We start from the raw sequence: 24,237 nt of genomic DNA on the forward strand, positions 1-24,237 counted from the left end.
TAGGAGATGCCCCGGCGAACCGGGGCCGTAATTTAAAACAATTGCCTGATGAAATCAATGATTCCATACCACATAGCACAACTGACTAACACAGCACCTGTCTTCCAGCCATTCCAGCGCATGCTATTCCTCCAGATCGCCGAGCGGATCTTCATCATCGCCATGCTCATCTTCCGCTGAATCTTCATGCTCACCATCATCAGTTTCAGCTTCGTCATCCGCAGGCTGCTCTTCGGAAGCCTCTGCCTCTGATTCGCTATCTTCCTCCAGACCAGGCAACGAAACATCCTCGTGTTCTTCGGCAGCAGCAGCTTCTTCCAAGGTCAATTGCCGGCCGCCATCATCCACGTTGACCGATCCATCCTTATCGATGGTGCCGCGGATTCCTTCGTGTTGAACGGCAGAACGAATATCGTCAATGTCCATTTGAGATGAACCGACCCCCAGCGTTACTTGGCCGGCTGCCTTAAGCTTGTGAAGAGCAAGAATCTGTTCGTCGGATAGGTCGCCTCTTACTTGGAATTCAAGAACCGTCTCGTCCTTTTTGTTTGTGTTGAATTTCGTGAAATTTACGCCTAATATAGTTTTCATTTAAAATTGCTCCTCTCGATTATCAAACATATGTTCGGTTTTATAGCAGCACTTTGCTGCCAGACGCCGGAGACGACCGGGGGTTAAATCTATTTCATCGTGATTTCCGCAGTCGCCATCCCTAAGCATTCTGCTTCTGATTTAGTCGAATTACATACTGGGCAACGGATCTGCCTCACGAGTGGTCCGCGTTCAACCCAGAAATATTGATCACATCCATAGCAGACACAAACATATACTTCCTTCTGAATTGGTCGAGGAAATGACTCCACGTTCCCGCTGCGTTTTCGGTAGTTTGCCAAGCCTAGAGCTTCTTCCCGCCGTGCCGGATCGGCCGCGTCGCATTGTAGGCCATCTTCTCAGTGATCGCTTTCTCTAGATCAATTCCATATCGGCCGCATGCATCGAATACTCGAATCACGATGTCAGCCAGTTCTGATGGAATCCCACAAGGCTTACCGAGATGATCTTCTCCATCCCAATTCATGACGTTACTGCTTTCATGAGTCAACAATCCTAAAGAGGGGTGCTTAAATTCGTACCATACTTTTGTACATCTGTGTCCATTCCGGTGATCTTCCAACGCCTCGGAAGCCTCCGAGTGAATCAATGCTATGATTTCACCGAAACTCCGATCCTCTTGCCACCAGCCTTTGTTTACTGCGTTCTGGTGTGCTTCCTCGATTAATTGATTAATAGATTTTTCCACGTTCATTCCCTCCTCATAATCTTCCGTATTGTCAAGGAGATAAATCGAATTGCTACGAGTGCTAAGCTAAAGATTCCAACGGAATTAAAAACTGCCTCCGGCCAATTCATGGTCGTTCCCTCCTCAAAACAAGATCATACGTTCGGTTTAATGACAGCACGAAACCCTTTACCGAGCGAAGGCGCGGTATTTACCAAGCAAAACTTTCGGGTACATATACTTGAACTTGTGTCCGAAGAATCTGACGGAGGTCTGTCTGCGGCTCCATGTGGTCCGTTTCAGCAACTCTAATCAGATAGCGCCACTCGTGTTTCGTTGCATAGACACCGCGGTGGATGGTCCACCAATCGAATTCAACAGCCTGGCAGCTTGGAGCGGTCACAGTCTTAAGTGGGATGTTTTCTTCACAATGTCTCATGCGTTCTGTAGCCTGATTGATGAGCTTATTCAAATCTGGATGTGGACCATCAGGCAATTCAATAAGCTGTGGTTGAGCGACAAACTCGGTTAGGCAGCCTGCACCAGTCACAATCAGATGAAATCGTGACGTTGTCATTTCTTCTTGGGCATGTATATTCGGGACGTCTTTCACTTCTGGCCGGAGCTCCTTACCACGCGGCACGCCATCAGTATGCCAATTCGGAATAGCCGGACACATTCCTGGCATGAGCATGTGGACCTTAGTATCTACGACGATGTGCTTCCGATCGAACCTTAGATCCATCGCTCCAATTGCTGCTTTCGTAAGCTCGCCGCCATATTTCAGTGCATCATCTAGCGAAGCGTTCCAAAGCTGCGGCGTATTCTTCAGTACATCGATTGTTGGTTGCTCAATGGCTCCGCCATAACGTAGTGGTGTGCGGTTGAATAAAATACGACTCATAGTGATCTTTTCCCCTTTGCCTTTTTCTCCGGCGGACTCTCGATCGCTTCGAGCACTTCACGTTGGAACGAAGTGAATGCTGTTGACATGAGCTCCGCGTTATAAGAGTTCAGACCGAGCGCAATGTGTGCCAAGACGAAAGCGTCCAGAACGTTATTGCTGCTGCTCTCGAATCCCCAGCGTTTGAAGATGTGGACACCAAGTTCATCCTTCTTCGTGTTACCCTTACCGCTGGCGAACTTCTTGAGCTGGGAAGGCGAGGCTTCGATGTAGCTCATTCCGCGGCGGAAGAGTGCCATCCGGAGGCCCCAACCAATGCCGCCGAGTTGTATAGCCTGCTGAGAAGCGAAGCCAAACCCCTCAATGACGATTACATCATCTGGATATATATGATCTATGATTTCGTCAATCTGTGTGGACATACGCTTCGGGTCCGTCTTGCCGATACCCTGCAGTTCCTTCTTTTGAAGCACTCCTCCTGCAGTATCTAGTGCGACGAAACCGCACCGCGTTGATGGATCAAGTCCTACAAATCGAGTCATTGTGCTGCACCTTCCTTTCCGTGGAACGGCCGTCCACCATCATATTCGCGGATAGCGTCTTCCAATGTAAATGTTTTAGCGATTGATGCTCTATCAGACATTACTCGTCTGACTTGGTCAGCATCACTAAATAACATGATCCAGTAAAATGTGTCAGGCATTGGCGCCCTCCAATCTCGCAAGCAGTTGTTCGTTTTGTTCACGTAGCCGCTGGAGTTCATCCTCCAAGGAATGATCGCTTTTAATCACTATTGCTCGCGGTGCTCCAGGTACACGTTTGATGAGTGCAGCAGCTTCAAGTTGATCCAGATAGCGAAGGATTGTTGACGCGCTGTTTAAGTTGATTCCTTTGGAAATTTCGCGCACTGTCGGTGGATATTTATTTTCTTCCATAATTTATTTATGGCAATAAAAAAGCACCCCCGAAGGAGTGCTCATTTATTCAGTCCTAATTTTCCAAGAGCAAATGCTTTTGCAGCCTCAAGGGCTACCGCCCCAATTACCGTAATAGGTAACGTGGATAAATCCTTGCCTATCTTATTTTTCATATCAGCCCACACGCTGTCATTTCGGATTGAATCAAGAAATTCATGTCCATTCCACAACATTCGAGTCGGCCTAATAAACCTAGTCTCATCAGGTACAGATGAAGCCTGTATAAATCCAGCTTCTCTCAAAAGCTTAACATGATAAGTAACTTCAATTTCAGAAAAACCTTCAAACCTTAATGGAACCCAGTTGTTACCGCCAACCGCATGCTCTTCTACTTCCAAGAGAATTTTTCTGAGTAAGTCCATATCCCTTTTCAACATCAATCACCTCAAGTTGGAAATTCGACGAGAGGAAGGAGTTTCCTCTCCACGCACCGAATATTGTCTTTTTAGGAGGCGATCATCATGTTTAGCATCGGTCAGGAGCTCTACCTGGAATCCGAATTGAAACGAGTAAAACTTGCTCAACTGCCAATTGTGGTTAAATACTTGGAAGGCGAGATCGCCGATTACGGCGGACCGATCCAGGAGCTTAACGAACATTCCGTGAGGGTAAATGATATGTACTACACAAAAGCGGCCTGCCGGTTCTATATCCGGTAAGCCGCTTTTATTATTTCAGAGAATGAACTCTCGACAAACCCATCTCCGCACGCGCTACGTACTTTCCAAGCTTAATTTGGAGATCCGTTTTAATTACAAAGTGCATAATACCAAAATCGTTCTGGTAGCCTCGGCATTTGTACCGATACCAAATTGCGGCTTCGCTAGTTTTTTCATGCAGAGCCCACACCTTAATATCAGCATGCTTAAGCTGCCGCCGTATTTCAACGAGATCCTCATGGATTAAATCAAGCAGGTGCTCGTTAGTAGCTAGGAAAAGTGCCTTGAGAGGCTGGTTTGTACGTTCCATTTTTTTGCGCTGCTTCTCGACCACATCCAGAAGCATGGGCAACAGACAACTGTCTCGGATCATTTCCAGTTCTTCTTTAGTAGCTAATTGTACGCCGCCCATAATGTCACCTCATGGGTATTATATGCGAACAATTGTTCTTAAATCAATTAGAGAATGAATTCCATGAATACAGGTGAGCGAAGCATTCCATTCTTCGTCCAGTTCCTCGTCTTCACTCGAGCCTTGATAACCGGCTGCAAGTGGACGAAATCCTTATCGTCCTTAATGGCCAACTTATCAACTACACTCCGGAATGCCTTCTTGTGGTCATCGTTCACTCCGAACTCGACGATGCCCGCCGGCCGGATCCGTCCGTTGTCTTCTACCGAAGTAAGCCAGCCGAATTCGTTCTTCTTATAGCCAGTCAAGTAAACCTCAGCTTCGGTCCAGTTGATTACCTTCTGCCAAGATGGCGATCGGGTATCAACCTTATACCTCGAATTCAAATCCTTGATTACTATGCCTTCAAGCCCATGCAGCTGCACCGCTTCGAAATAGTCGATAATGCTGCCGTTAGACACTTGAACCTTGGTATAGTACTCATTATCTCGGAAAGCTTCAGCAAGCAGTGCTTTCCTCCGTGCAAGCGGCAAACCTGTCACATCGATCCCGCGGTGCCGGAGAATATCAAAGGCACAGAACGTGACTTTCGTCTTGCTCGTCTTTGACTGGAACCGCGACATCATTTCTTCGAAATCAGGCTTTCCTTGTTTATCAATTACAACCAGTTCCCCGTCAAGTATTGTGCCTTGCGGGAATGGTGGTTTATGCAGTTCTGGAAACTTTGCAGATACATCGTTGTTGTGCCGAGTATACAGCTTCAGTTCATCCATGTTCGATACGATCAACCGGATGCCGTCGAACTTCATCTCAGCGATGTGGTTGCGTTTGTCATATGCCCTGTTGTTTGGAGCGTACTGCAGCAACATTGGAGAAATAAACATTTTCATCACCCTATTCCATTATAAACCCTCGGAGTCTAATAAATTGCGGGAATTTGTGGGCAAAGAAAAAGAGGGACCACTAGTTAGTTGGTACCTCATCATACTTCAATATTTGACTGTTCCTAAGACAGAGTGCAGCTTCTTATTTTTAACACTAAAGAAAGTATATTCATCTCCAACAGTGAGCATCATCCCACTGATTTTCCTGCTTTTAATATAAATATCCTCAGTCATCGAACAGCTAGTGCATGAGAATGTAATTACCTTGAAGGTCGGTGTGTCACTTTTACTGTTCCGCATTTTGCCATTGGAGCAAGAGTCGCATTTCACATAAGTATCGCCGGCTTCTATAACGAGTCTTCCATCGAACTTGTTTACTGGCTTAATTCTGAAATTGTATATATCCTTAAGCGCTGCTCTCAACAAATTTATTCACCCTCACCACTGAGTAATTTCTTAGTGAAATTATCCTATATTGAATAGGAATTCTGCAAGCAGTCATTTAGATATTACTGGTGCCCGCCAGCGAGAGCAGAAAGGGCTTGTGCTGTAATCATACCCCAAACATACGTTCTGCCTGTATAACCAATGGTTATGATCGTTTGGTGATGATTTCGAAGGGTTGTTTACCTTCTCACTTATAGGTGGCAGTCGTAGGACAGAAAATGAGCATTTTACTCAAGCCCTTTTCTCCAGTACTAATTCCAACGCCAGTTTGAGATCTTTGGGTTCATAATAGTCCAACCATTCTTTCCCCTCAGAGATGCGCTTGCTGTCATCGGCCAGATAACGTCCATAATCGAAATTCAGCACAGTGCCATCTTCGCTCATCTGAAAATATGTAGCCAGATCATCTGGCGAATCAATTGAGAAAAATCCACCTCGCTCGTTATAGGCAAATAACTCCGCATCTTGTGGCAGCTTCTGCAAATAGGCTATTAAGTCCTTAACCGTTATAGCATCATCCATGAAATTGTCACCCAACCTTTTTATCAATATGTAATTGTCAATGATCGAATTATATGTAAAGGCCGGCTTTGCAAAGCCAGCTCGGTGCGGGATCCGCGACCATCGCGCCAGTTGGTGGTGGCTAGGTTTCGTCCGCTTATGCTGCGGGCTCATCAGGCGATATAATTGTTCCGTGTTTCAAACTATATCACGTTGGAGATGTGGTTTCGAACAGTTTTCTCGCTGATGAACAGTTGCTGTGCGATATCCCTTGTGGTTTTATCCTGCACAAGCAGCTCGAAAACCTCGCGTTCACGATGAGTTAATAAGAACTTGCTCTTCTGGTCGCTACCCATTGATGTTTGTCACCCCTCCTTGCTCGGGTTTTTATGGTTTAACAAGGTTAAGGGATACAGTCAAATTATATTATGATCAGGCGCCTGTAGTGGTGCGGTATCTTGAAAAAATGGGCGGGTATTTGTCGCTCCATGACGGATGCCTATGCTATCCCTGGATTGATACTCAAATTTAACCCATCTGTGATAAAATCAATAATAAGAACAAGAATTTACAGGAGGGATCTACAATGAAATGGCAGCAAGTCAGAGAATTGTTTCCCGACCAATTTGTACTGCTTTCGATATTGGATTACCGTGAGGAAGAAGATAAAAAAGTAGTAACAGAAGTAGCACCTGTCAAGGCCATTTCGGAGCGTGACGCCAACAAAGAGTTTTTCAGCGCAGCACCGGGAAACGTCGTCTATCATACCTCTAACGAGGAATGCGTTATTCACCTGCGCAAAGATCCGTTGTTAAGAGTGAGGCGTTAAATTTGAAAATATCTTATGATGGACAACTACTTACAGCCATAATCAATGTTTGTTATCGTGGTCAATGTCTGCAAATTTCCGATGTTATCATTGACACAGGCTCTTCACACACCATATTCAGCCCTGATGTTCTGGAAGAAATCGGAGTTACTTATGAAAATGGAGATTCGGTTTATGAAGCCTATGGTATTGGTGGCTCAGTACCTTTTTACACGAAGATCATGGAATATATTGAGATCGACACATTCAAAATTGAGTCGGTGGAAGTCGATGTGGGCATCCTCCCTAAATCACACAAAGGACTGCTCGGTCTGGATATTTTGAAAACTTACGGTTTCATTATAGACATGGATAAATGCGTTCTGTACTTGCCATCTTCCGTAAAATAGCTGAGAGTCGAGTTTTCCGACTCTCAGCATCTTTTTTCAGCGGTTTTGGCGGTGAGAGTTGGGTTTCCCGACTCTCAGTTACCGCGGAGGGGTTAATTGGGTTAGTTTGAGGGCTGAGAGCCGGGTTTTCCGACTCTCAGCTTCTTTTTTCAGCGGTTTTGGTGGTGAGAGTCGGGTTTCCCGACTCTCAGATACCGCCGCGACGGAGGCATTCTCAGTTACCTCCCGGCGGCGAAATATGGGTGGATATTCACCACCCATAACAAAAAGCCCGGCCGCAACAACGCGACCGGGCCCCAGGCTCACATAAGCGCCTATCGGCGCCAGTACATTTCGTGCGCGTAGCGATACTGCGCCGGCTGCTTCGGCGCGCGGATCGCGAATGCGCCGCCCGGCTCATACGCGAATGGCGCTTCGCCTTGCGCGTACGACGCGACTTTGCGGCGCTCGATGCAGTCCAGCAGCACATGCTGTTTGAGCGACAAGTACTCCAGCGTGTGCGGGCCGAAATCGGCTTCGATCTCGCCGGGACGGAATTCGTAGTAAACGGTGCGGCGCAGCGGGTTGCCGTCACCTGCAGGCGAGCCGTGCAGCACTTCGATATTGTGGAAGATCACATCTCCGGGCTGCATCGGAACCGGAATCGCATCCTCCGTCGTGAAGCCGGGCTGCTTGCAGCGTTGATCGGCTTCCTCTTTACTCCACTTATTACTCCCCGGAATAACCCATAAGCAGGTTTGCAGATCCGCTTCATCCAGATAGAAATCCACATTGAAGATCGGACGCGCATCCTCACAGCCGTCCGGTACCGCAGCGTCGCGATGCCACGGCACGATAATGCCTTCGTTCGGCGCCTTCAACACCATGGAATCCCAGGTGGCGATGAAGTTCCGGCCCTGCAGCTTCTCCACAGAGCGCAATATAAACGGATGACCGAGCAGCACCTTCATCGGATGGCTTTTAGCAATGACATATTCGACGCGCTTTAAGATCGATTGGCCTGATTTCACACCAACCCCATACATAAAGTCCGGGTCGCCATCTGCACCTGCGGCACCTTTCTCGTAGAGCGCTTGCATGTCGTTCTGCACCACTTTCAATTCTTCGCCAACGACCACATTCCGAATGACAAGAAAACCATTATCCAAGAAAAACTGCGCCTGTTCCTCCGTAATACTCTCCTGCGCCCTTGCATCGACGAACGGCATTTCCACCTTGATAGTGCCCATTTATGCTCCACTCCCTCATAGGTAATGAGTGCTTCTCAGCTAAGTATAAGGGATATGGACGAAAGGTGTATGTAGTTGAAAGTAACAAAGAGGTTGCAGAAATCACACGAAATTGCGATAGTAAACTTGAACAGTCAGCACCTACCCTAACCCCGCCGAGGTGACACGACCAATGAATACGCCGACCAAAGTCCCCTACTACCATCACACGCTGCCCGAACATGTCGCAGGTTTATATTTTCATCCCCCTTACATCACGCTCGCCCATTTGTTTCACGCGCCGCAGCAATGGGATATCGCAAGACGCATGTTGAATAATTATCAATTCCAATATGTTGTTGAAGGCGCCGCCGAATATCGGATTGAGGATCAAACCTACACGACACGCCGAGGCGATCTGATCTATCACTCCCCATTGCAAGCTCATGAAGTACACACGATTCCAGGGGAAAAATATATTTGTATCTCCATCCTATTCGACTTCGGAGAGACGAACTATCCCGTTGAACGAATGCTTGGCGAGGAACGTTTCTTGGGCAATTTCGCAGGCCATGACATCGAGAAAAAGCTTACGCAGCTGATTACTCACTATCATCAGCCCGGACTTACCCACCATACACAGTGTCAAGGACTTCTGATGCAAATTTTGGCCGATCTCTCGGGCATCAAGCAGGAACAAGAAACGAAGACGGAGGGGCAGCAGAAGATAAAGACCAAAATGGTGCTCATCCGAAATTACATCGCCAATCACTACAGCGGGAACATTCAGCATCATGAGCTGGAAGCCATGTCGGGGCTCAGCCGCAATTATATTATCATTAAATTCCGCCATGTTTTCGGCATGACACCATTCGAGTATTTAACGCGCGTACGGATTGAACGAGCCAAGGAACTAGCCATTCAAACGAATATGTCGATCGGAGAAATAGCCAATGCCGTAGGTTATGCGGATGTGCATACGTTCGGCCGTATGTTCAAGAACAAGATGGGTACAAGCTTCAGTCAGTTTTGTTCCTCCATGGTGACTTAACTTCATGCAAAGAAGAGAACAGAAGCCCATTCACGTCAGAGTACGTGAATGGGCTGCCGCTTAAATGCTCATAGTAACTAGTAATAACGCCTTGAATTAAGATCCGGATCTATGCGGGAAAACACGGTCCACCATGGCGTTAAATTCAGCGATGAAGCCTTGAATCGGATGACCAAGCTTCACATCGCTCATGTAAGCGTCCATGCGATCGAAGAATTCCGGATTCGCTGAGACGTATACATTCTTAACTGTTGGCGCCATCTGTTTGACTTCATTGGCAATCCGGTCTTTCAAGCCGCCGGTCACGTCTGCATCCCGCGTCATCCGACTCGGAGCACTAGGAACCGTTGGTGCCGGATTGGTGTTATAGACCCGCAGCATGTTCGGACCGGTAGCAATTGCACTGATTTTCGTACCCATCGTGCCAGTATTCATGTTTGGACGCTGATAGGCTCGCTGTGTACGACTAAGCGGAGTCGGTGCAGAAGGAACGTTCATTGCACGCGTGCCCATGCCCTTCATCTCCGACTTATCCTTCAGCGAAACGCCGACATAGGCGTTATCATCGGTCAGCATCACATGAGCTTTGTTCACTTCAGGCAAGCTTTCGAGCCGATCAGAGATCTCCTTGCTCATTTCGAGCCTGTAGTTTTTGTGGAGACCGATAATATTATTGCTGTTTAATCGATGTCCGTCCACCCGATTCATTTCGTTCATTTGATCGTTCGCGAATCTGGAATTGATGATTCGGTTGCCGTTCATGTCATAAGCGATACTGTTATTGCGGATGTTGCGGTTGCCAAGGTCCCCTTGTTTATCCATACAGCCTGTCAGTATCGTCGTCAACATCGCGCCGGCTGCGAGCACTGCCCATTTTCGCTGCATTCCATCTCATCCTCCGTTTCGTATGAACCGAATTGATGCGGCCCGTTTATAGGGTTAGCCGAACGGGGATGAGCTATGCTGGCAAGTTTTTAGGTGGGCACCTTCTCCGCTTCCGCTTCTTTCGTTTCCGCCTCTGCAGCTTCATGCTGTACGAACAGAACGCGCACCAGTTGAACCGGTTCAAGCATCCCTTTAAGGTCCACAACGAACGGATCCGTCACCGTAAACGTTTCGTTCCTTTGTTGTCCGCCGAGCTGCGCAAGAAGTCCCGCCTCAAGCACGATTTCTCGAGGACCGCCGATGGCTTGAATCCGCGCCGCCATATTGACTGTCCGTCCAAAATAATCATTCCGACCGTTCATCCCAACCGTCACCGCCGGTCCATGATGAAGTCCGATTCGCAGGTCGAGCCCTTTCAACGAATGCCAGTCCTGCTGAATGTTCAGCGCCGCTCTAAAGCCTGCTTCCGGACTGTCGAACACGGCCATTACCGCATCGCCGATCGTTTTGACAACTACGCCTCCATGCTGCTGCACCTGCTCCGACAGAAACTCGAACATCTGCCTTACATAGCCGTAAGCGCTGGCGTCACCGACACTTTCGTAATACGCGGTTGATCCGCACAGATCGGTAAACAGTACCGTTAAACTCGAAACGCCTGCCTGTTGACCCGGAGCCAGAACATCGGATGCAAACAGAGCGCGGAATTCGGGGAACATCGTAACTTGGGAAGCCGTCGCAACGACATCATCCCAACCTTCACGCTCCAGAACGACCATCACGTCAATATCACGCTTATTGGTTATCGTTATCCACCCTCCGGTTGTTCCATGAATCCCCTCTTGCACCCACCCATGTTCGGCCAAAATAACGCTCCCCGCATTTCCTTCCACCTCAGCATTAACCTTCGACCCCTCAGACTGCTCTGACAGCCTTACCTCAAGCCGCTCATTGCTGCGAAGAACACGCAGTCTCCAATCAATGGCCTGCTCGGGCAGCTCCATCCGAATCGACTCGCCGATGCGTATCAACCGCTGCGTATGAATATGTGGGGCCATCGCAGGCGCTCCTACGCAATAAACGGACCGTACAGCACGCCTAACCTCAGGATGAACCGAGAAGCACAATTCCACATAGCGATCAAACATCACCTCATACTGAATACCGCAGTAATCGCAATGATAACTTTCCGTAATGGCAGCCAGCTTGTCCGAGGACGATTCCGCCACACGGCAATTCGGGCAGATCAATCGCCATTCCAAATTAAATAAACCAAGTCTAGTGCCATGAAGCATCAGCTTCAGCACTTCGCTTCGCGGCAATTGCCACTCCTTCGCAAGGACGTATGGGCGAATATCCGCCACGTCTTGATCATCACTGCGCCTGATAAGGTCAGCCAGGCGTTCAACCGGAGCGCCGCTAAAGCCAAGCTCATCAAGCTGCTCCAGCACGTGATTAAGCTTGCTGTCGTTAACTTTGTGATCGTGACTAGCGTTTACTTGAGCGTTCACTTGAGCGTCCGCGTTAGCTCTCATGACAACGGCTTGGTTCCCTGCGGCCACAGCTGCAACGATAGATGATTCTATGTAACGAAATGTTTTGTGCATCGATTGCTGAGCAATGAGTTTAACAGGGAGATGCATCACAGCCGACGCAGGTATGATCGTCGAATAAAGCGTAACCATCGTATGTTCTTCCCCTGCTACTTCAACAGCTTTCAACTGTATGCCTGAACGGAATTTGCTCATTGGTCCTTTGGCATAGTGACGAAACACCTCGTACCACTGCTCATGTGTCCATTCAAAAGGATACTCCTCCCACTCCATCGGGATGAGCTGAAGCGCCTTCGATTTCAACGTGCGGCTGACAGACTTCGGCTTATGCTTCTGCTTGTTCACCGGGTCTAGTCCGATCGCTCGATTAAGACGATTCGTATCGGATAAAATCTGCCACACTCGGGATTTGGGCTGCGGGAATTGCTTCTCCATCGTTAAACGGATCGAAGCCGTACTCATTTCAGACGCTTGACTCAATAGGACTCAGCCCCTTTTGGCGGTTCTTGCCTAACTCTCTCTTTATCATAAAGGAAAAGTGTGACAATCAGTAGCATAAACAAGCCTGCCAGATTCATAATTTCGGCGGCTTTTACCAATACTACCCACAGGTGGTGAGTAATGGTGAAACATGTCATCGAAACATTTGCGAAGAGTCCCGATTTTCAACATCAGCATATTCTGCTCGGGGGCAAGCATGCAGAGCTATTCGCCCTATCGAGTCTCGTCGATGTCGCCGCAACCGTGTGGCGGCTGAAGGAAATCGCTTCTGCGGAGGCCTATACGTGGGAGCAGTTGAAGTGGACACTTGGCGCAGATGAAGCAGCTAAGGCAGAAGAGCATGTTCAAGGCCTGTTGGAAGGACGAGCCCTTCTCTTTAGCTCAAACGGTTCGGAAGCGATTTGGATACAGCCCCTGTCTCAGAATTTGAACCGATCCATCAATACGCCTAACAATCAAAATATCCTCATTTCCTCCCAAACCGGCTTCATTGAAGACATGATGACGAATGTTGGCTTGATCCGTAATGAGCTTCGTTCCGCGCATTTGAAGCAGTCTCTTGTGCTCGTAGGCTCTACGCATAAGCAGCGCATGATCATTTTATCGCTCGATCATTCAGTAGATGCGGCGTTGCTCGCGGAATGCGAAGCAGCCATTCGTGCCCATGCCAACGAAGATTTCACGTCTACAAGGCAAGTGGCCAAGTGGCTCCGGCAGCAGCCGTTATGGAGTCCGCTCCCTTGCTATAACCGAACGGAGTCGCCGCATGAGACCTGCCATTATCTGAAACAAGGTCGGATTGCGCTGCTCATCGAAGGTTACCCGGAAGCGATCATCATTCCTGTCCATCTTGCCGACTTGTTTATTTTGGATACGGATCTTGACCTGCCTTCTGTTCTTTCAATTATGCTCATTTTCTTCCGGGTCCTTGGCGCGCTCATCGCTATCATTGCACCTGCCGCTTACGTTGCTTTAGTTTCGATCAATCCGGATGTCATGAAGCTGGAATTGATTTATTCCATCGCCCAAAGCCGCGTAGGCGTGCCTTATCCTTCGCTTACGGAAGCGCTCATCTTGTTTTTCATCATTGAAATGCTCCTGGAAGCGATCGTCCGCTTGCCTAAGAGCATCGGTCCAGCCATGACAATGGTAGGGGGGATCATTCTCGGTCAAGCGGTTGTCGAGGCTAAGCTGGTCAGCAATTTACTGATTATCGTACTGGCGGCTTCTACGATCGCTAACTTCACGATAATTGGCTATCAATTCGCGCTCACGGTTCGGCTGTGGCGATATATCATGCTATTTTTTGCGGCATTGTTCGGCCCTTTAGGGATCGTGTGCGGCTTATATTTGCTTCTATCTCTCCTCAGCAATACCACCGTGCTCCATAAACCGTTTGTGCCAACCACCGCTCTGAGAGGAGGAAAACCGAACAAATGAAGCAAGGTATCTCCATTTCCGTGTTATTTATCGTGCTTCAATATGGTCTGCTCATGTTTATTTTTCCGCAAAGTGTTATTCAGTCTCAGCCCTCCGGACATTGGATGACAGTCGTATTGGGATGGCTGCTCCAAGGCATCTTGCTTCGTTTGATGGTTGGTGGATTGAAGGAGGAGAAGGCAGACTTGCTCCTTTGTTTCTTACAGGCAAGAACGGCAGCCCGAATCTTCTGGCTCTGGTTGATAACCATCAGCAACGTTCTTGTCATCACCATCATCATTCGAGGCCACTCCCAATTACTCAAAATGTTATTTCTACCGAATACGCCGATTTGGGTGTTAATGGCACTCCTGCTAATTTCGTCTTTGTGTATTTCGTATGCCGGGCGAAACTCGTTATTACGGCTTTCCCTGCTGGCCGGGTTATTCGGACTTCCACTTGTCATGATCAGCCTTGCGAGTGTGTACGGCAATCTATCCCTAGATATGATTAGTCCGCTCAACCCTACATTAGCGTTCATGGGGGACGCGAAGATACTGCCCCTGTTCTTTATCTTCTCGCATACGATCGGCGTGATCGGATTTTTTGGCCCGCTTTCCCAAAACTCCAAACGCTGGTTGTGGGGAGCTTGGTGCCTGTCCTTGTTCTTTTATCTGATCGTCGTTTATATCCCGCTTGGTATGTTTGGACACGAAGGCGCAGCCCCTTTGCGATACCCGCTTATTATTGTTCTGGATTCCATTCGGGTCAATTGGTTTTTCTTCGATCGGCTATCCATGTTTTATGTGATGGCTGTCTTATTGAGTACGCTATTGAACGTCACCGGTCTGCTCTGGCTTACTCGATCGCTTGCCAGTCGTTCCTCGAGATTCACCAAATGGATCGCGAGTCCCATCACGATCTCTGTGCTTGCCCTGTGTTTAGCCATGCTTGTTGTAAACATGGGAGATCTGGAGAAATTATCGGAATGGGGTGCCCCTGCACGATTTGGACTCGTGTTAGCCATTGCGCTGGCAGGGACTTATTACCGAAGACAAGTGCGGCCTAGGAGATGAACTGACGCAATGATCTTTCGAACATGTAAACCAGCATGTCTTCTCGTATGTCTCACTTTTCCTCTGCTCCTGAGCGGATGTTGGGACAGCCACGACATTAATCTTCGAACGATGCCCGTCATCATCGGCATTGGCAAAGGGGAATCTCAAGCTTATAACGTCACCCTCCAAATACCGATTCCTGCAGAGGATACATTCTCCATCAAGACGGTCTCCCAAGAATCCAGTTCGATTGGTTTAGCCTTCGATAATATGAAAATCAACATCGAGAACTATATTGACTTGTTAGATATCGAGATGGTCGTTTTTCATGAATCCGTTGCACACGAAGGGCTGGAGGAAGAATTCAATAATGCCGTCCGAACTAGAGGCATTCCACCTCGATCCTTAGTAGCCATAACGGATGCGAATATGAAAGAGCTGTTTACCAATACGAATAAAGCCATTAAATCCGATGTGACGACTTTTCTGAAATTCTCCAATAAAGCGGCCGGCTGGACACCTAAAACCGCCAAAACCAAAATGTGGGAAGCCTATGAATCCACGAAATCCTACACCCAAGACGTGATTATCCCCATCATTCGTCCCGGTAAGGAAACGGTACTCAACTTCCCCGGATCCGCTGTCATGCGAGAAGGAAAGATGGTGGCACGCATTGGGCAGGAAGAGACCATGTTCGCTAACGTGGTTACAAACCGGTTCCACGGTGCGGCAATCGAGGTTCTAAAGAGTGCAAATCTGATGATTCTGAACGCCAAAATGAAATGGAAGGCTCGATTAACACAAGATGGACCGACCTTAGATGGCACTCTATACGTAAAAGCTGCCCTCACCGAAAGCAGAGAGGATGCTTCCGAAGAGGAATTGACAGCAGAAATGGAAAAGTATATGACCGATCAGCTCTATCGCTTAACTGCCAAACTGCAGCGATTCAAGAGCGACCCTCTTGGATTTGGGAATCATTTTAGAAACAAGCTACAGCTCGAAGAGCTGAAGCGTTGGCGTACCGACTATTATCCGAAACTGAAAGTGAATTACAAAGTTAAAGTGGTCATTAATAATTTCGGAAATTTAGAGAGAGAAGAGTGAGTGGAGTAGGGGGAACAGTGAGAAATTGCTGCGTGAAATGCAACATTTCCTATAGCTGCGGGACAGTTACTACTCCCAAGGAATCGTGATGTCCCCTCTGAGCCTCGCCAGACCTTCTACAAAATAATAGTCGCCGTAAATCAGCGGTACGTCGACATTCTTACGCTCCGGATAATGACTCGTACCGTGCAAAATAAGTCCTTCTTCCTGATCATCGTCAAAGGCCCCGTAATTCCGATAGAGCGACTCCAATATGCGCTCACCTGCTCGCCTGTAGCTGTGCGATTCCGCATCTGGTACAAGTTCAGCGATTAACAGCAAGCCGCATGCCGCGCATGCGCCGGCGGAAGAATCGCGAAGCGCTCGCGTCTCAAGCGGCGCGCGGAAATCCCAGGCCGGGACAGCATCCTCGGGCAGCTGTGAGAGGAAGAAATGCGCGACTCTCTGGGCCGCTTCTATGTAATCTTGACGGCCCGTATGCTTAGCAGCCAGCGCAAGCCCATAGATTGCCCAAGCCGTGCCTCGTGACCATGCGGATTCAGGCGCGTAGCCTTGCCCGCCGATATATTCGGCAACCTCACCGGTCTGAGGGTCGAAGCGCACGATATGCCGAACTGATCCGTCCGGGCGAATGAAATGCGCGAGCACGGTGCTCATATGCGCTTCCGCAATATGGGCATAACGCGGATCACCGCTTTCCCGCGAAGCGAAGTAAAGCAGCGGCAAATTCATCGCGCAATCGATGATGGCCAGACCAGCATTGTTATCGCCTTCCCGCCAAGGATTCCAAGCGCGGATATAGTTGCCCTTTACATTAAATCGGCCTGCCAGATGGCTCGCCGCTTTGAAGGCTCGTCTGCGCGAAGCTTCACTGCCGCTCAGCTTGTAATTGATGATGCTGGTCAGCGTCCACATGAAACCTGAATCATGATCAAGATGGTCAAAGCCATCAAGTACAGCGTCAAGCTTGAGCTCACATTGCTCGGCAAGCGCTTGAAATTCCGGATTGCCATCACGCAGCAGCCACAGCAGTCCCGGCCAGAATCCCGCCGTCCACCATTGCGGCTGTTCCAATACATAACGGCCGCCTTGGCTTGCATGTGGAAAGTTGGCTCCGATTCGGACACTGGTACGTTTCACCTTCTGGATCGTCTGCTCCCACGCCTCATTCACCCATGAAATAGCTACAGATTCCGAATTTGCAGTTTCCGCCATGCCATACCCACCTGCCTATTCTAGAAATGTGAATTGAAAAACAAGCTCAATTGCAGCTTCGCCCTTAATCCTATCTTCTCTTAGATCCAAGTAAATGCGAGTAAAGCTCTCTTCCTGACCAAAGTGGTTCGAGTACGTCCGCTCCTCGATCCGGACCTCGTAGCAGCCCGATTCGTATTCAAGCCTAGCTGCATGGCGTTCGCCTTGCAGGCTAATTCGTCCATCAGCTATCACTTCCGGCTTGGAGCGGGTGATGAACGTCTCCGTAATGGGTGCTGGATTCCCGCTAAAACAAAACGTATCCCGCAGCTCTAATAGGGGCCGTTCGGAACTCTTCTGCCAGCTGAATTGCCGCCGATAAGAGGTCAACCCGCTGCTTGGATAACACGAGGCCAGCTCCAATTCGAAGCGATCTTCTGCCTCACCGGTATGCGCTTCAAGAACGGTTGCTGCACTTTGCGCGCCAACTGCTTGTAGATGCCCGCCGATGATCGGCAGCGAATGGCCTTGCGCCCCGTTGCAATCATAGCCGTAACGCCCTGCGCCGAAGTAGTCGGCCGTATATTCACCGCTGCCAAGATCGGCCGCGAATGCCGGATCCTCATCCGCGAGCAGAATAAAATGGCCCACATCGATATGGTTATGCGGCTCGTGGTTTGTGCCGCCTTTGGCTGCAAACCCGAAGCGGCCCGCCGTAGTCGTATAACGGGAAACAAGCCACTTCGCATCCGGCAGAAACCAGCTTCCGGACAGCCAGCTCTCCGCTCTTGGAACCTCCGGTCGATGCCAGATGAAATTGCGCAGCGCATGGGCGAAACGCCAGCAATGATCATCGCTGAAGCTCGCCCGAATGGTCAGCGGAGGATAATTTACTTCATCATAATTGGAGGCTAGATAATCCGAGAGTCCGAGATGAACATTCACAACCGGAACAGCGTCCGAGAAGTTAGCAGGCCGGTTGCCGGCCAGGTAACAGCGCTGCTGAAACTGCGCAATGGCTCGCACTTTGTTGTCGTCGAGCAGGTTCGCTTTGCCGCCGGTTCCGCGGTTCAGCAGATCAGCGAACGCAACGAAATAACCGAAACCGTAATTCCAATAGCCCGGACCTTCGAGGCAGGCGCCATCCTCGCCAAAGCCGGACAGATAATGCCCCATAGTGGCAATAGCTTTCTCCAGGATAGCGGCTGCTCGATCGGAATCCGACTCTATGAGAAGTGCAGCGGAAGCGATGGACCCGGCGCAAACCGCCGCCCAGTTATGATCCGCCGTTTCCCAGTGATAGGGACCCTCACTCAGATAGCGCTGGAACAGACGCCGATCCACTTCACGACGAATCGCAGCCTGAAGCGGAATAGAAAGATGCCCCTCACCAGATATCGCTAGAATCTCTGAGAGCGCGAAGCCGGTCTCAGCTGCGAACAGATCGATGTTGCGATCAATCGCCTGACCTCTCATATGGGCCGGCAAGCACCAAGTCGTCTCCTCTAAGATTGCCGCAATGATTTCCTCCAGCGAGGCGATGTAACGTATCTCGCTCGGATACAAGAAGTGAAGAATCGCGAAGGTTGCAAGCCGCCTTCTGCGCTGGAAGTAGACGTCTTCGTACAGCAACCGATTCCCGGTTTTCTCATAGAGCGCATACAGCTCAGGCGTAAGCTCCGGTATTGGCGCTTGGATCAGGAGCTGCTCTTCCTTCTCTACTTCCCGTACCATGTCTGCAAAATGAGGTGAACCTGCGATCTCCTGCCACTTGGCAGCGCTTATTGCATCCTCTCCGTACACACACCGTTCGGCAGAACGTCCTTCTTCGAGCCCGCTCAACAGTTGATCCTTCGTCCAACCGATCACCTCTGCCACGCTCTCGCCTCCCGCCTGATTTGAACTAGCGTGCCAACCAGCCGCCATCCACGCAGAGGACATGGCCGTTCATATAATCGGATGCTGCCGAAGCAAGGAACACGGCAGGTCCCTGCAAGTCCTTCGGCAATCCCCATCTGCCTGCCGGAATCCGCTCCAGAATCGCTTGTCTCCGCTTCTCATCGGCCATGAGCGGAGCCGTATTACGCGTATCGATATATCCGGGCGCGATCGCATTCACTTGAATGCCTTTGCCGCCCCATTCATTGGCGAGCGCCTTCGTGATTCCGGTAACGGCATGTTTGCTTGCCGTATAACCCGGTACATTAATGCCGCCTTGGAAGCTGAGCATCGAGGCGATATTGATGATTTTGCCGCTGCCCCTGGCAATCATATGGTTGCCTGCCATTTGGCTGAGGAAGAACACGGCATTCATATTCAGGTCGATGACATCGAACCAATCGGCACGCGAATGCTCGACTGCCGGTGAGCGACGAATCGTTCCGGCATTGTTGACCAGTATATCGATGCCGCCGAAACACGCTGCCGCTTCATGAAACAATGGCTCTAAATGATCGAGCTGACTTAAATCCGCAGAAATTTGGGAAGCAAGTCCGCCTGTGCTGCGAATCATGTGAACCGTCTCGTCGCTGTTCGAAGCGGAGACGGCCACGATAGAAGCACCCGCTTCAGCCAGTCCGACCGCGATTGCTTGGCCGATCCCGCCTGAAGTACCGGTGACCAGTGCTGTTTTGCCAGTTAAATTAAAGCTCATCCTTATGTTCCCTTCTCTCCTATAAGAAGTGTCGCTCCTTCTTGCCGGAACTGCTCTGCTGTCTCCCGCGAAATGCCGGAATCCGTTATGATCGCGCTAACCTCGCTTAACTTCGCGAATGTGAAGAGCGCGCCTTGACCGAATTTATAATGATCCGCCACGACGTAGGAGGTCTTGGCTGTCTCCAGCCATGCCCGCTTAATGTCTGCCGATTCGCCGGAGTAGATCGTAAACCCGGACTGAGGATGGATGGCTGTTGCGGAGAGGAACGCTTTGGCAATGTTCAGCCTGCGAATATAGGCCGCCGCCTCGGCTCCGATCAGCATATTGCGAATTTGATAGCCGCCCGGTACGACCAAACGAATCGACGTTCTTCTAGCCAACTCCGCAATAATAGAAAGATCATTCGTGACGACCGTCAGCGGCTCATCCGGCAGCAGCTTGGCAATCGCAAGCGTTGTGCGGCCGCCATCGAGGGCAATAACCTCGTTGGCTGCTATCAGCGAAACCGCCAGCTCTGCAATCTCTTGATGCTCGGCTGCGTATGGCGCTTCTTCTTGCTTCATCGACAGGATGCCAAGCTGATTCTCCTGTGCCAGGACCGCTCCACCGTGAATGCGCTGCAGCAGCCCCTTCTGTTCCAGCTTGGCTAAGTCCTCGCGAATGGTCTTGCCTGTCACCCGCAGTTGCTCGCTGAGTTCTGTGACCATCACTTCTCGGGAGACGAGCAGTATTTCCATAATTTTCTCATATCTACGCAAAGGGTTCATCGGAAACCATCACTTTCATGCTGAATTGTCTGTTTAGCGTAAGTCTTTCATAGCGACGGCGTCCATGTCCTCGAAGGTCTGGTTCTCTCCCGCCATCCCCCAAATGAACGTATAACTGTTCGTCCCCACGCCGCTGTGAATTGACCAGCTCGGGGAGATGACCGCTTGCTCATTGCGCACGACCAAGTGGCGGGTTTCAGCCGCTTCGCCCATGAGATGAAACACCGCGCCGTTATCCGGCATGTCGAAGTAGAAATACACTTCCGACCTGCGGTTATGCGTATGGCACGGCATCGTATTCCACATGCTTCCCGGCTTCAGCAATGTCATGCCCATTACGAGCTGACAGCTCTGAATGCCGCCTGTGTGAATGTAGCGGTAGATGGTTCGCTCATTGGAGTTCTCCAAGCTGCCCAGATGGTTGGGGGATGCTTCACTAATCGCTGCTTTCACAGTCGGATATGTCTGATGTGCAGGAGCGGAATTCAAATAATACTTCGCAGGCTGCGAGCCATCTTCGCTTGCGAAGCTGACTTCCTTCGCGCCGCGGCCAATGTACAGACAGTCCTTGCTGTCCATGGCATAGACTTCTCCGTCCACCGTAACCGTACCCTTGCCGCCGACATTAATAATCCCAATCTCCCGGCGCTCCAGAAACGTAGCCGCACCTATCGTTGCCGGATCGACCGCGAGGTTCACCGGACCATGGACCGGAACTGCACCACCGATAATAAAACGATCCACATGCGAGTAGCTAAGCTTGAGTTCGTCAGCGGCAAACAACCGTTCGATCAGAAATTCTTCGCGAAGACGAGTCGTGTCAAATGACTTTACTTCATTAGGATGCGAGGCATAGCGGATTTCCATGTGGACATATCTCCTCTTATGTTCATATTAGTTCATTTGGTAATATATATGTTCATTTTAAGTGAAGGATGTCTGTTAGGCAACAACAAAAAACGCATCTGTCTAAGCATGCGTTTCCTGTGGGAGCCTCCACAGTCGAGGGCTATGAGTACCGGCGGCCCGGGGCGGTTAAGGCGCGGACTGGGATGTGAGAGAGTTTCACTTTGGAACTCTCTCATCCACGCTATGAGCCGGATTAGTTTAGCTTGAGTGCTGAGAGTTCCATTCTCGAACTCTCAGCACGCATTCGGCGCGGATTTTGCGGTGAGAGTTCCACTTTGGAACTTTCACTGCGACACTATGAGCCGGATTAGTTAGCTTGATTGCTGAGAGTTCCATTCTAGAACTCTCAGCAATCATTCGGCGCGGATTTTGCGGTGAGAGTTCCACTTTGGAACTTTCACTGCTACGCAAGAAGACAGGATGGTTCGTTTCGCCGTAGAGAACATTTCAAACTCGAACCAACCCCAGCATGCTTGACTGAGAGGCGGATTCCCGACTCTCGGGGCGTGGCCATAGTGTGGTGAGCGACTTTGGCCCGCTGAGAGACGGATTTCCCGACTCTCAGCAGCTATTTCCAGCGATTTTGCGATTGAGAGACGGATTTTCCGACTCTCATGGCGTGGCCATGGTTTGTCGTGCGACTTTGACCGCTGAGAGACGGATTTTCCGACTCTCAGCAGCTATTTCCAGCCATTTTACGACTGAGAGTCGGGTTTTCCGACTCTCGGGGCGTGGCCATAGTGTGGTGAGCGACCTTGGCCCGCTGAGAGACGGATTTCCCGACTCTCAGCAGCTATTTCCAGCGATTTCACGATTGAGAGTCGGGTTTTCCGACTTTCAATGCGTGACAATAAATAATGGCGATGATGACGGTGGAAGTAAGTAGTACCGCCTAGCTCCCCGCGAAATACTTGCGAATAAAGTATGTCGGCGTACAGCTCCAGGCATGGCAGTAGCTGTTGATTAGATTGCTGCCGTATGGCGAATTGTTCTTGTCTGCCGGCTGGAATACTTCCCAGAACGTGTCCGCTCCATCACGGGCCATCTCGCCCCAGTAAGCACGCATTTGCTCCAGCGCCTTGTCCTTCCTCCCGGAAACGATCAACGCTTCGATCAAATGATGGTACATATAAGGAGTCATCGGACGAATGACAGGATCCTCTTCGAAGAGACGATCCAGCAAAGCACCGTTCGCTTCTTGATCCAGTACGCCGGCGAGCACCATCCATACTTGTGAAGCCCACGAAACTTGACCCGCTTCTCCACTTTCGAACATGCCGGTACGCTCGTTCAGCAGATGGTTCAAAGCTGCTGTCGAGACATGTTCCACGTAACCTTGGATCGCAGCAGCCTGCTCACGCTGCCCCATCGTTTCCGCTAGCACCACAGCTTGCTTCATACAATAAATCAATATCGCTTGTGCGGAAGCCTGCTTGTTTAAATCATTCTGCCAATCCGTGAAGCAATACCAGGACGGATCGTCCGTCACGATTCCCCGAGCATCTAAACGAAGAAGAGCCAGCTCGACCTGCTCCAGCGCGATCGGCCACAGCTGCGAGAGCGTATCACGATCTTGCGAAGCGGCGTAATAATCATGCAGCGTCGAAATGAAAAACAACGAATAATCGTACAAGTAAATATCATCTGCCGCCGGCTCTGGCTTCTCATACACGCATGCCGATACTTGGCCGCCTTCAAGGCGCAAGCCTGCGAACAGATACAAGCATCTCTTCACAAGATCATAATGATTGAAGGTCTCATAATTCGCCAGCGCCTGCAGCCGAAGATCACCGATCCACAAACGCCGATCCCGTTTGGGCCCGTCCTCGAATACGGTGTGCATGCAATCCTGCAAGGTACGAATCGCGATTCGGTCCATTTCTCGCAAATCTGCAGGCACATGATCCGGCAAAGGTGCTACGAGAGAAAGATCCCCCGAACTTACGGACGTCACATAAACATCCGGGAACGCCAGCTTGAATTTCCGGGCCGGAGTAATCACTTCGATCTTCAAATAACGGAAGCTGTATCGCCGAGGAAGCGTATAAGTGCCTGGCACCACGTCAAAATTCACAATCTCATCCTGCAGCCATGAGCGGTCCAGCCCTCCCTCATAGGTATCGAAGCTCTCGCCAATTTCACAAGGCATTTCCCCGAATATAAATTTCAATCGAACCGGGGCATCCGCTCTTGCCTCCACGGACTGCAGCGAAATCGTCAAGTAGCCCACTTGATGGTCTCCGAAATCCAAGACAAAGGAATCGCCTTTGCTGAACCTCTGTTCCTGCAGTTCTTCGAACGTGCTTGCATGCTGGGTTTTCCACCCATGCAGCGCTTCTGAATCGTGTACCACATCAACAACGCGAGCAGGAGATACTTTGTTCCCGATCAACTCGGGCTTCAGCTCTTCTGCTGCATCAACGAAACTTTGATTAATCATATTGGACTCCCAGCTCTGAGGATTAGCCTTTGACGGAACCTGCCGTCAAAGCGCCGATAAAGCAAAAATCCCTAACCTGCCGGATCCTACGATCGACAGGCCAGGGAATCAAATACTCCATAAACCTACAATAACTTATTTTATTTTAAACGAAAACGGGTTTCTCTAGAAAATCCTCATTTTAAAGAAAAAGTCCTCCCTTTATCGG

25 protein-coding genes and 1 pseudogene are annotated in these 24,237 nt (G+C 49.8%); 7 read left to right on the plus strand and 19 right to left on the minus strand.

Going from position 1 to position 24,237, the window contains the following annotated elements; all coding sequences use genetic code 11:
• Window positions 1-123 precede the first annotated feature (123 nt).
• The 6 genes from BLW29_RS11250 to BLW29_RS11275 form a co-directional block, all read right to left on the minus strand.
• The gene (locus BLW29_RS11250) at window positions 124-591 is read right to left on the minus strand and encodes a hypothetical protein (protein WP_090979430.1); all 468 of its coding nucleotides are present in this window, start codon (window positions 589-591) and stop codon (window positions 124-126) included.
• Between the two features lie 304 nt (window positions 592-895).
• Window positions 896-1,300, minus strand: a complete 405-nt coding sequence (locus tag BLW29_RS11255; RefSeq protein ID WP_256208533.1) for a nucleoside triphosphate pyrophosphohydrolase family protein — start codon at window positions 1,298-1,300, stop codon at window positions 896-898.
• 190 nt (window positions 1,301-1,490) lie between these two features.
• The gene (locus tag BLW29_RS11260; RefSeq protein ID WP_090979433.1) at window positions 1,491-2,183 is read right to left on the minus strand and encodes a hypothetical protein; all 693 of its coding nucleotides are present in this window, start codon (window positions 2,181-2,183) and stop codon (window positions 1,491-1,493) included.
• The gene (locus tag BLW29_RS11265) at window positions 2,180-2,725 is read right to left on the minus strand and encodes a RuvC family protein (protein ID WP_090979435.1); all 546 of its coding nucleotides are present in this window, start codon (window positions 2,723-2,725) and stop codon (window positions 2,180-2,182) included. Before BLW29_RS11265 ends, BLW29_RS11260 begins: the two co-directional genes overlap by 4 nt.
• A 153-nt stretch (window positions 2,726-2,878) precedes the next feature.
• Entirely contained in the window at window positions 2,879-3,118 is a 240-nt protein-coding gene (locus tag BLW29_RS32100; RefSeq protein ID WP_090979437.1) for a LexA family protein, read from the minus strand.
• 41 nt (window positions 3,119-3,159) lie between these two features.
• Window positions 3,160-3,537 carry a DUF2513 domain-containing protein gene (locus tag BLW29_RS11275; RefSeq protein ID WP_090979439.1) on the minus strand — a complete coding sequence of 126 codons (378 nt, stop codon included), beginning with the start codon at window positions 3,535-3,537 and terminating at the stop codon, window positions 3,160-3,162.
• 84 nt (window positions 3,538-3,621) lie between these two features.
• Here BLW29_RS11275 and BLW29_RS11280 point away from each other — a divergent pair, with 84 nt between their 5' ends.
• Window positions 3,622-3,819 (plus strand): hypothetical protein, encoded by a 198-nt coding sequence (locus BLW29_RS11280; RefSeq protein ID WP_090979441.1) that lies wholly within the window; start codon window positions 3,622-3,624, stop codon window positions 3,817-3,819.
• A 10-nt stretch (window positions 3,820-3,829) separates the two neighbouring features.
• Here BLW29_RS11280 and BLW29_RS11285 read toward each other — a convergent pair whose 3' ends face one another.
• The 4 genes and pseudogenes from BLW29_RS11285 to BLW29_RS11305 all read right to left on the minus strand — a co-directional run.
• Window positions 3,830-4,231 (minus strand): YhjD family protein, encoded by a 402-nt coding sequence (locus BLW29_RS11285; RefSeq protein ID WP_090979443.1) that lies wholly within the window; start codon window positions 4,229-4,231, stop codon window positions 3,830-3,832.
• A gap of 47 nt (window positions 4,232-4,278) precedes the next feature.
• Window positions 4,279-5,115 carry an ATP-dependent DNA ligase gene (locus BLW29_RS11290; protein WP_177186587.1) on the minus strand — a complete coding sequence of 279 codons (837 nt, stop codon included), beginning with the start codon at window positions 5,113-5,115 and terminating at the stop codon, window positions 4,279-4,281.
• A gap of 678 nt (window positions 5,116-5,793) precedes the next feature.
• A complete protein-coding gene (locus tag BLW29_RS11300; protein ID WP_090979447.1) occupies window positions 5,794-6,084 on the minus strand; it encodes a hypothetical protein in 291 nt (96 codons plus the stop codon).
• A 185-nt stretch (window positions 6,085-6,269) separates the two neighbouring features.
• Window positions 6,270-6,419, minus strand: a pseudogene (locus BLW29_RS11305) (LuxR C-terminal-related transcriptional regulator); the annotation flags it as partial.
• Window positions 6,420-6,649: 230 nt separating this feature from the next.
• Between BLW29_RS11305 and BLW29_RS11310 the strand changes: the two are divergent.
• Window positions 6,650-6,892: a hypothetical protein gene (locus BLW29_RS11310; protein WP_090979451.1), complete on the plus strand. Its 243-nt coding sequence runs from the start codon at window positions 6,650-6,652 to the stop codon at window positions 6,890-6,892.
• Between the two features lie 2 nt (window positions 6,893-6,894).
• On the plus strand, window positions 6,895-7,281 hold the full coding sequence (locus BLW29_RS11315) for a retropepsin-like aspartic protease (RefSeq protein WP_090979453.1): 387 nt from the start codon (window positions 6,895-6,897) through the stop codon (window positions 7,279-7,281).
• A 314-nt stretch (window positions 7,282-7,595) separates the two neighbouring features.
• Here BLW29_RS11315 and BLW29_RS11320 read toward each other — a convergent pair whose 3' ends face one another.
• Window positions 7,596-8,510 (minus strand): phytanoyl-CoA dioxygenase family protein, encoded by a 915-nt coding sequence (locus BLW29_RS11320; protein ID WP_090979455.1) that lies wholly within the window; start codon window positions 8,508-8,510, stop codon window positions 7,596-7,598.
• A gap of 172 nt (window positions 8,511-8,682) precedes the next feature.
• On the opposite strand from BLW29_RS11320, the gene BLW29_RS11325 reads away from it, so the two are divergent.
• Window positions 8,683-9,540 (plus strand): helix-turn-helix transcriptional regulator, encoded by an 858-nt coding sequence (locus tag BLW29_RS11325; RefSeq protein ID WP_090979456.1) that lies wholly within the window; start codon window positions 8,683-8,685, stop codon window positions 9,538-9,540.
• A gap of 96 nt (window positions 9,541-9,636) precedes the next feature.
• On the opposite strand, the gene BLW29_RS11330 is transcribed toward BLW29_RS11325, so the two are convergent.
• Both BLW29_RS11330 and BLW29_RS11335 read right to left on the minus strand, forming a co-directional pair.
• The gene (locus tag BLW29_RS11330; protein ID WP_090979458.1) at window positions 9,637-10,425 is read right to left on the minus strand and encodes a YhcN/YlaJ family sporulation lipoprotein; all 789 of its coding nucleotides are present in this window, start codon (window positions 10,423-10,425) and stop codon (window positions 9,637-9,639) included.
• Window positions 10,426-10,514: 89 nt separating this feature from the next.
• Window positions 10,515-12,458: an adenylate/guanylate cyclase domain-containing protein gene (locus BLW29_RS11335; protein ID WP_090979460.1), complete on the minus strand. Its 1,944-nt coding sequence runs from the start codon at window positions 12,456-12,458 to the stop codon at window positions 10,515-10,517.
• A gap of 141 nt (window positions 12,459-12,599) precedes the next feature.
• Between BLW29_RS11335 and BLW29_RS11340 the strand changes: the two genes are divergently transcribed.
• From BLW29_RS11340 to BLW29_RS11350, 3 genes are read left to right on the plus strand one after another with little or no spacing between them, the layout of a single operon-like run.
• Window positions 12,600-13,919 (plus strand): spore germination protein, encoded by a 1,320-nt coding sequence (locus BLW29_RS11340; RefSeq protein WP_090979462.1) that lies wholly within the window; start codon window positions 12,600-12,602, stop codon window positions 13,917-13,919.
• Window positions 13,916-14,974 carry a GerAB/ArcD/ProY family transporter gene (locus BLW29_RS11345; RefSeq protein ID WP_090979464.1) on the plus strand — a complete coding sequence of 353 codons (1,059 nt, stop codon included), beginning with the start codon at window positions 13,916-13,918 and terminating at the stop codon, window positions 14,972-14,974. The genes BLW29_RS11340 and BLW29_RS11345 overlap by 4 nt, the downstream gene beginning before the upstream one ends.
• 9 nt (window positions 14,975-14,983) lie before the next feature.
• Window positions 14,984-16,063: a Ger(x)C family spore germination protein gene (locus tag BLW29_RS11350; RefSeq protein WP_090979466.1), complete on the plus strand. Its 1,080-nt coding sequence runs from the start codon at window positions 14,984-14,986 to the stop codon at window positions 16,061-16,063.
• 69 nt (window positions 16,064-16,132) lie between these two features.
• Here the strand turns inward: BLW29_RS11350 and BLW29_RS11355 are convergent, their stop codons facing one another.
• The 6 genes from BLW29_RS11355 to BLW29_RS11380 all read right to left on the minus strand — a co-directional run bounded on the left by BLW29_RS11355 (window position 16,133) and on the right by BLW29_RS11380 (window position 24,029).
• Window positions 16,133-17,278: a YyaL domain-containing protein gene (locus tag BLW29_RS11355; protein ID WP_090979468.1), complete on the minus strand. Its 1,146-nt coding sequence runs from the start codon at window positions 17,276-17,278 to the stop codon at window positions 16,133-16,135.
• A 15-nt stretch (window positions 17,279-17,293) separates the two neighbouring features.
• On the minus strand, window positions 17,294-19,135 hold the full coding sequence (locus BLW29_RS11360; protein ID WP_090979470.1) for a hypothetical protein: 1,842 nt from the start codon (window positions 19,133-19,135) through the stop codon (window positions 17,294-17,296).
• Between the two features lie 25 nt (window positions 19,136-19,160).
• Window positions 19,161-19,910 carry a 2-dehydro-3-deoxy-D-gluconate 5-dehydrogenase KduD gene (gene kduD / locus BLW29_RS11365; RefSeq protein ID WP_090979471.1) on the minus strand — a complete coding sequence of 250 codons (750 nt, stop codon included), beginning with the start codon at window positions 19,908-19,910 and terminating at the stop codon, window positions 19,161-19,163.
• Between the two features lie 2 nt (window positions 19,911-19,912).
• The gene (locus BLW29_RS11370; RefSeq protein WP_090979472.1) at window positions 19,913-20,680 is read right to left on the minus strand and encodes a DeoR/GlpR family DNA-binding transcription regulator; all 768 of its coding nucleotides are present in this window, start codon (window positions 20,678-20,680) and stop codon (window positions 19,913-19,915) included.
• A 33-nt stretch (window positions 20,681-20,713) separates the two neighbouring features.
• Window positions 20,714-21,547 (minus strand): 5-dehydro-4-deoxy-D-glucuronate isomerase, encoded by an 834-nt coding sequence (gene kduI, locus BLW29_RS11375; RefSeq protein WP_090979474.1) that lies wholly within the window; start codon window positions 21,545-21,547, stop codon window positions 20,714-20,716.
• Window positions 21,548-22,481: 934 nt separating this feature from the next.
• Window positions 22,482-24,029, minus strand: a complete 1,548-nt coding sequence (locus tag BLW29_RS11380) for an alpha-L-rhamnosidase-related protein (protein WP_090979475.1) — start codon at window positions 24,027-24,029, stop codon at window positions 22,482-22,484.
• Between the last annotated feature and the right edge of the window lie 208 nt (window positions 24,030-24,237).

Origin of the sequence: Paenibacillus sp. CF384 (assembly GCF_900106745.1) — a bacterium.
Lineage (GTDB): Bacteria > Bacillota > Bacilli > Paenibacillales > Paenibacillaceae > Paenibacillus_Z.

What these genes read in the sequence shown, in the direction of transcription:
- BLW29_RS11370 (WP_090979472.1), bottom strand. Translation starts at nt 20,680, where the DNA reads ATGAACCCTTTGCGTAGATATGAGAAAATTATGGAAATACTGCTCGTC.
- BLW29_RS11355 (WP_090979468.1), bottom strand. Translation starts at nt 17,278, where the DNA reads ATGGCGGAAACTGCAAATTCGGAATCTGTAGCTATTTCATGGGTGAAT.
- BLW29_RS11345 (WP_090979464.1), top strand. Translation starts at nt 13,916, where the DNA reads ATGAAGCAAGGTATCTCCATTTCCGTGTTATTTATCGTGCTTCAATAT.
- BLW29_RS11330 (WP_090979458.1), bottom strand. Translation starts at nt 10,425, where the DNA reads ATGCAGCGAAAATGGGCAGTGCTCGCAGCCGGCGCGATGTTGACGACG.
- kduI (WP_090979474.1), bottom strand. Translation starts at nt 21,547, where the DNA reads ATGGAAATCCGCTATGCCTCGCATCCTAATGAAGTAAAGTCATTTGAC.
- BLW29_RS11275 (WP_090979439.1), bottom strand. Translation starts at nt 3,537, where the DNA reads ATGTTGAAAAGGGATATGGACTTACTCAGAAAAATTCTCTTGGAAGTA.
- BLW29_RS11260 (WP_090979433.1), bottom strand. Translation starts at nt 2,183, where the DNA reads ATGAGTCGTATTTTATTCAACCGCACACCACTACGTTATGGCGGAGCC.
- BLW29_RS32100 (WP_090979437.1), bottom strand. Translation starts at nt 3,118, where the DNA reads ATGGAAGAAAATAAATATCCACCGACAGTGCGCGAAATTTCCAAAGGA.
- BLW29_RS11350 (WP_090979466.1), top strand. Translation starts at nt 14,984, where the DNA reads ATGATCTTTCGAACATGTAAACCAGCATGTCTTCTCGTATGTCTCACT.
- kduD (WP_090979471.1), bottom strand. Translation starts at nt 19,910, where the DNA reads ATGAGCTTTAATTTAACTGGCAAAACAGCACTGGTCACCGGTACTTCA.
- BLW29_RS11265 (WP_090979435.1), bottom strand. Translation starts at nt 2,725, where the DNA reads ATGACTCGATTTGTAGGACTTGATCCATCAACGCGGTGCGGTTTCGTC.
- BLW29_RS11280 (WP_090979441.1), top strand. Translation starts at nt 3,622, where the DNA reads ATGTTTAGCATCGGTCAGGAGCTCTACCTGGAATCCGAATTGAAACGA.
- BLW29_RS11285 (WP_090979443.1), bottom strand. Translation starts at nt 4,231, where the DNA reads ATGGGCGGCGTACAATTAGCTACTAAAGAAGAACTGGAAATGATCCGA.
- BLW29_RS11340 (WP_090979462.1), top strand. Translation starts at nt 12,600, where the DNA reads ATGGTGAAACATGTCATCGAAACATTTGCGAAGAGTCCCGATTTTCAA.
- BLW29_RS11290 (WP_177186587.1), bottom strand. Translation starts at nt 5,115, where the DNA reads ATGTTTATTTCTCCAATGTTGCTGCAGTACGCTCCAAACAACAGGGCA.
- BLW29_RS11250 (WP_090979430.1), bottom strand. Translation starts at nt 591, where the DNA reads ATGAAAACTATATTAGGCGTAAATTTCACGAAATTCAACACAAACAAA.
- BLW29_RS11300 (WP_090979447.1), bottom strand. Translation starts at nt 6,084, where the DNA reads ATGGATGATGCTATAACGGTTAAGGACTTAATAGCCTATTTGCAGAAG.
- BLW29_RS11325 (WP_090979456.1), top strand. Translation starts at nt 8,683, where the DNA reads ATGAATACGCCGACCAAAGTCCCCTACTACCATCACACGCTGCCCGAA.
- BLW29_RS11310 (WP_090979451.1), top strand. Translation starts at nt 6,650, where the DNA reads ATGAAATGGCAGCAAGTCAGAGAATTGTTTCCCGACCAATTTGTACTG.
- BLW29_RS11380 (WP_090979475.1), bottom strand. Translation starts at nt 24,029, where the DNA reads ATGATTAATCAAAGTTTCGTTGATGCAGCAGAAGAGCTGAAGCCCGAG.
- BLW29_RS11320 (WP_090979455.1), bottom strand. Translation starts at nt 8,510, where the DNA reads ATGGGCACTATCAAGGTGGAAATGCCGTTCGTCGATGCAAGGGCGCAG.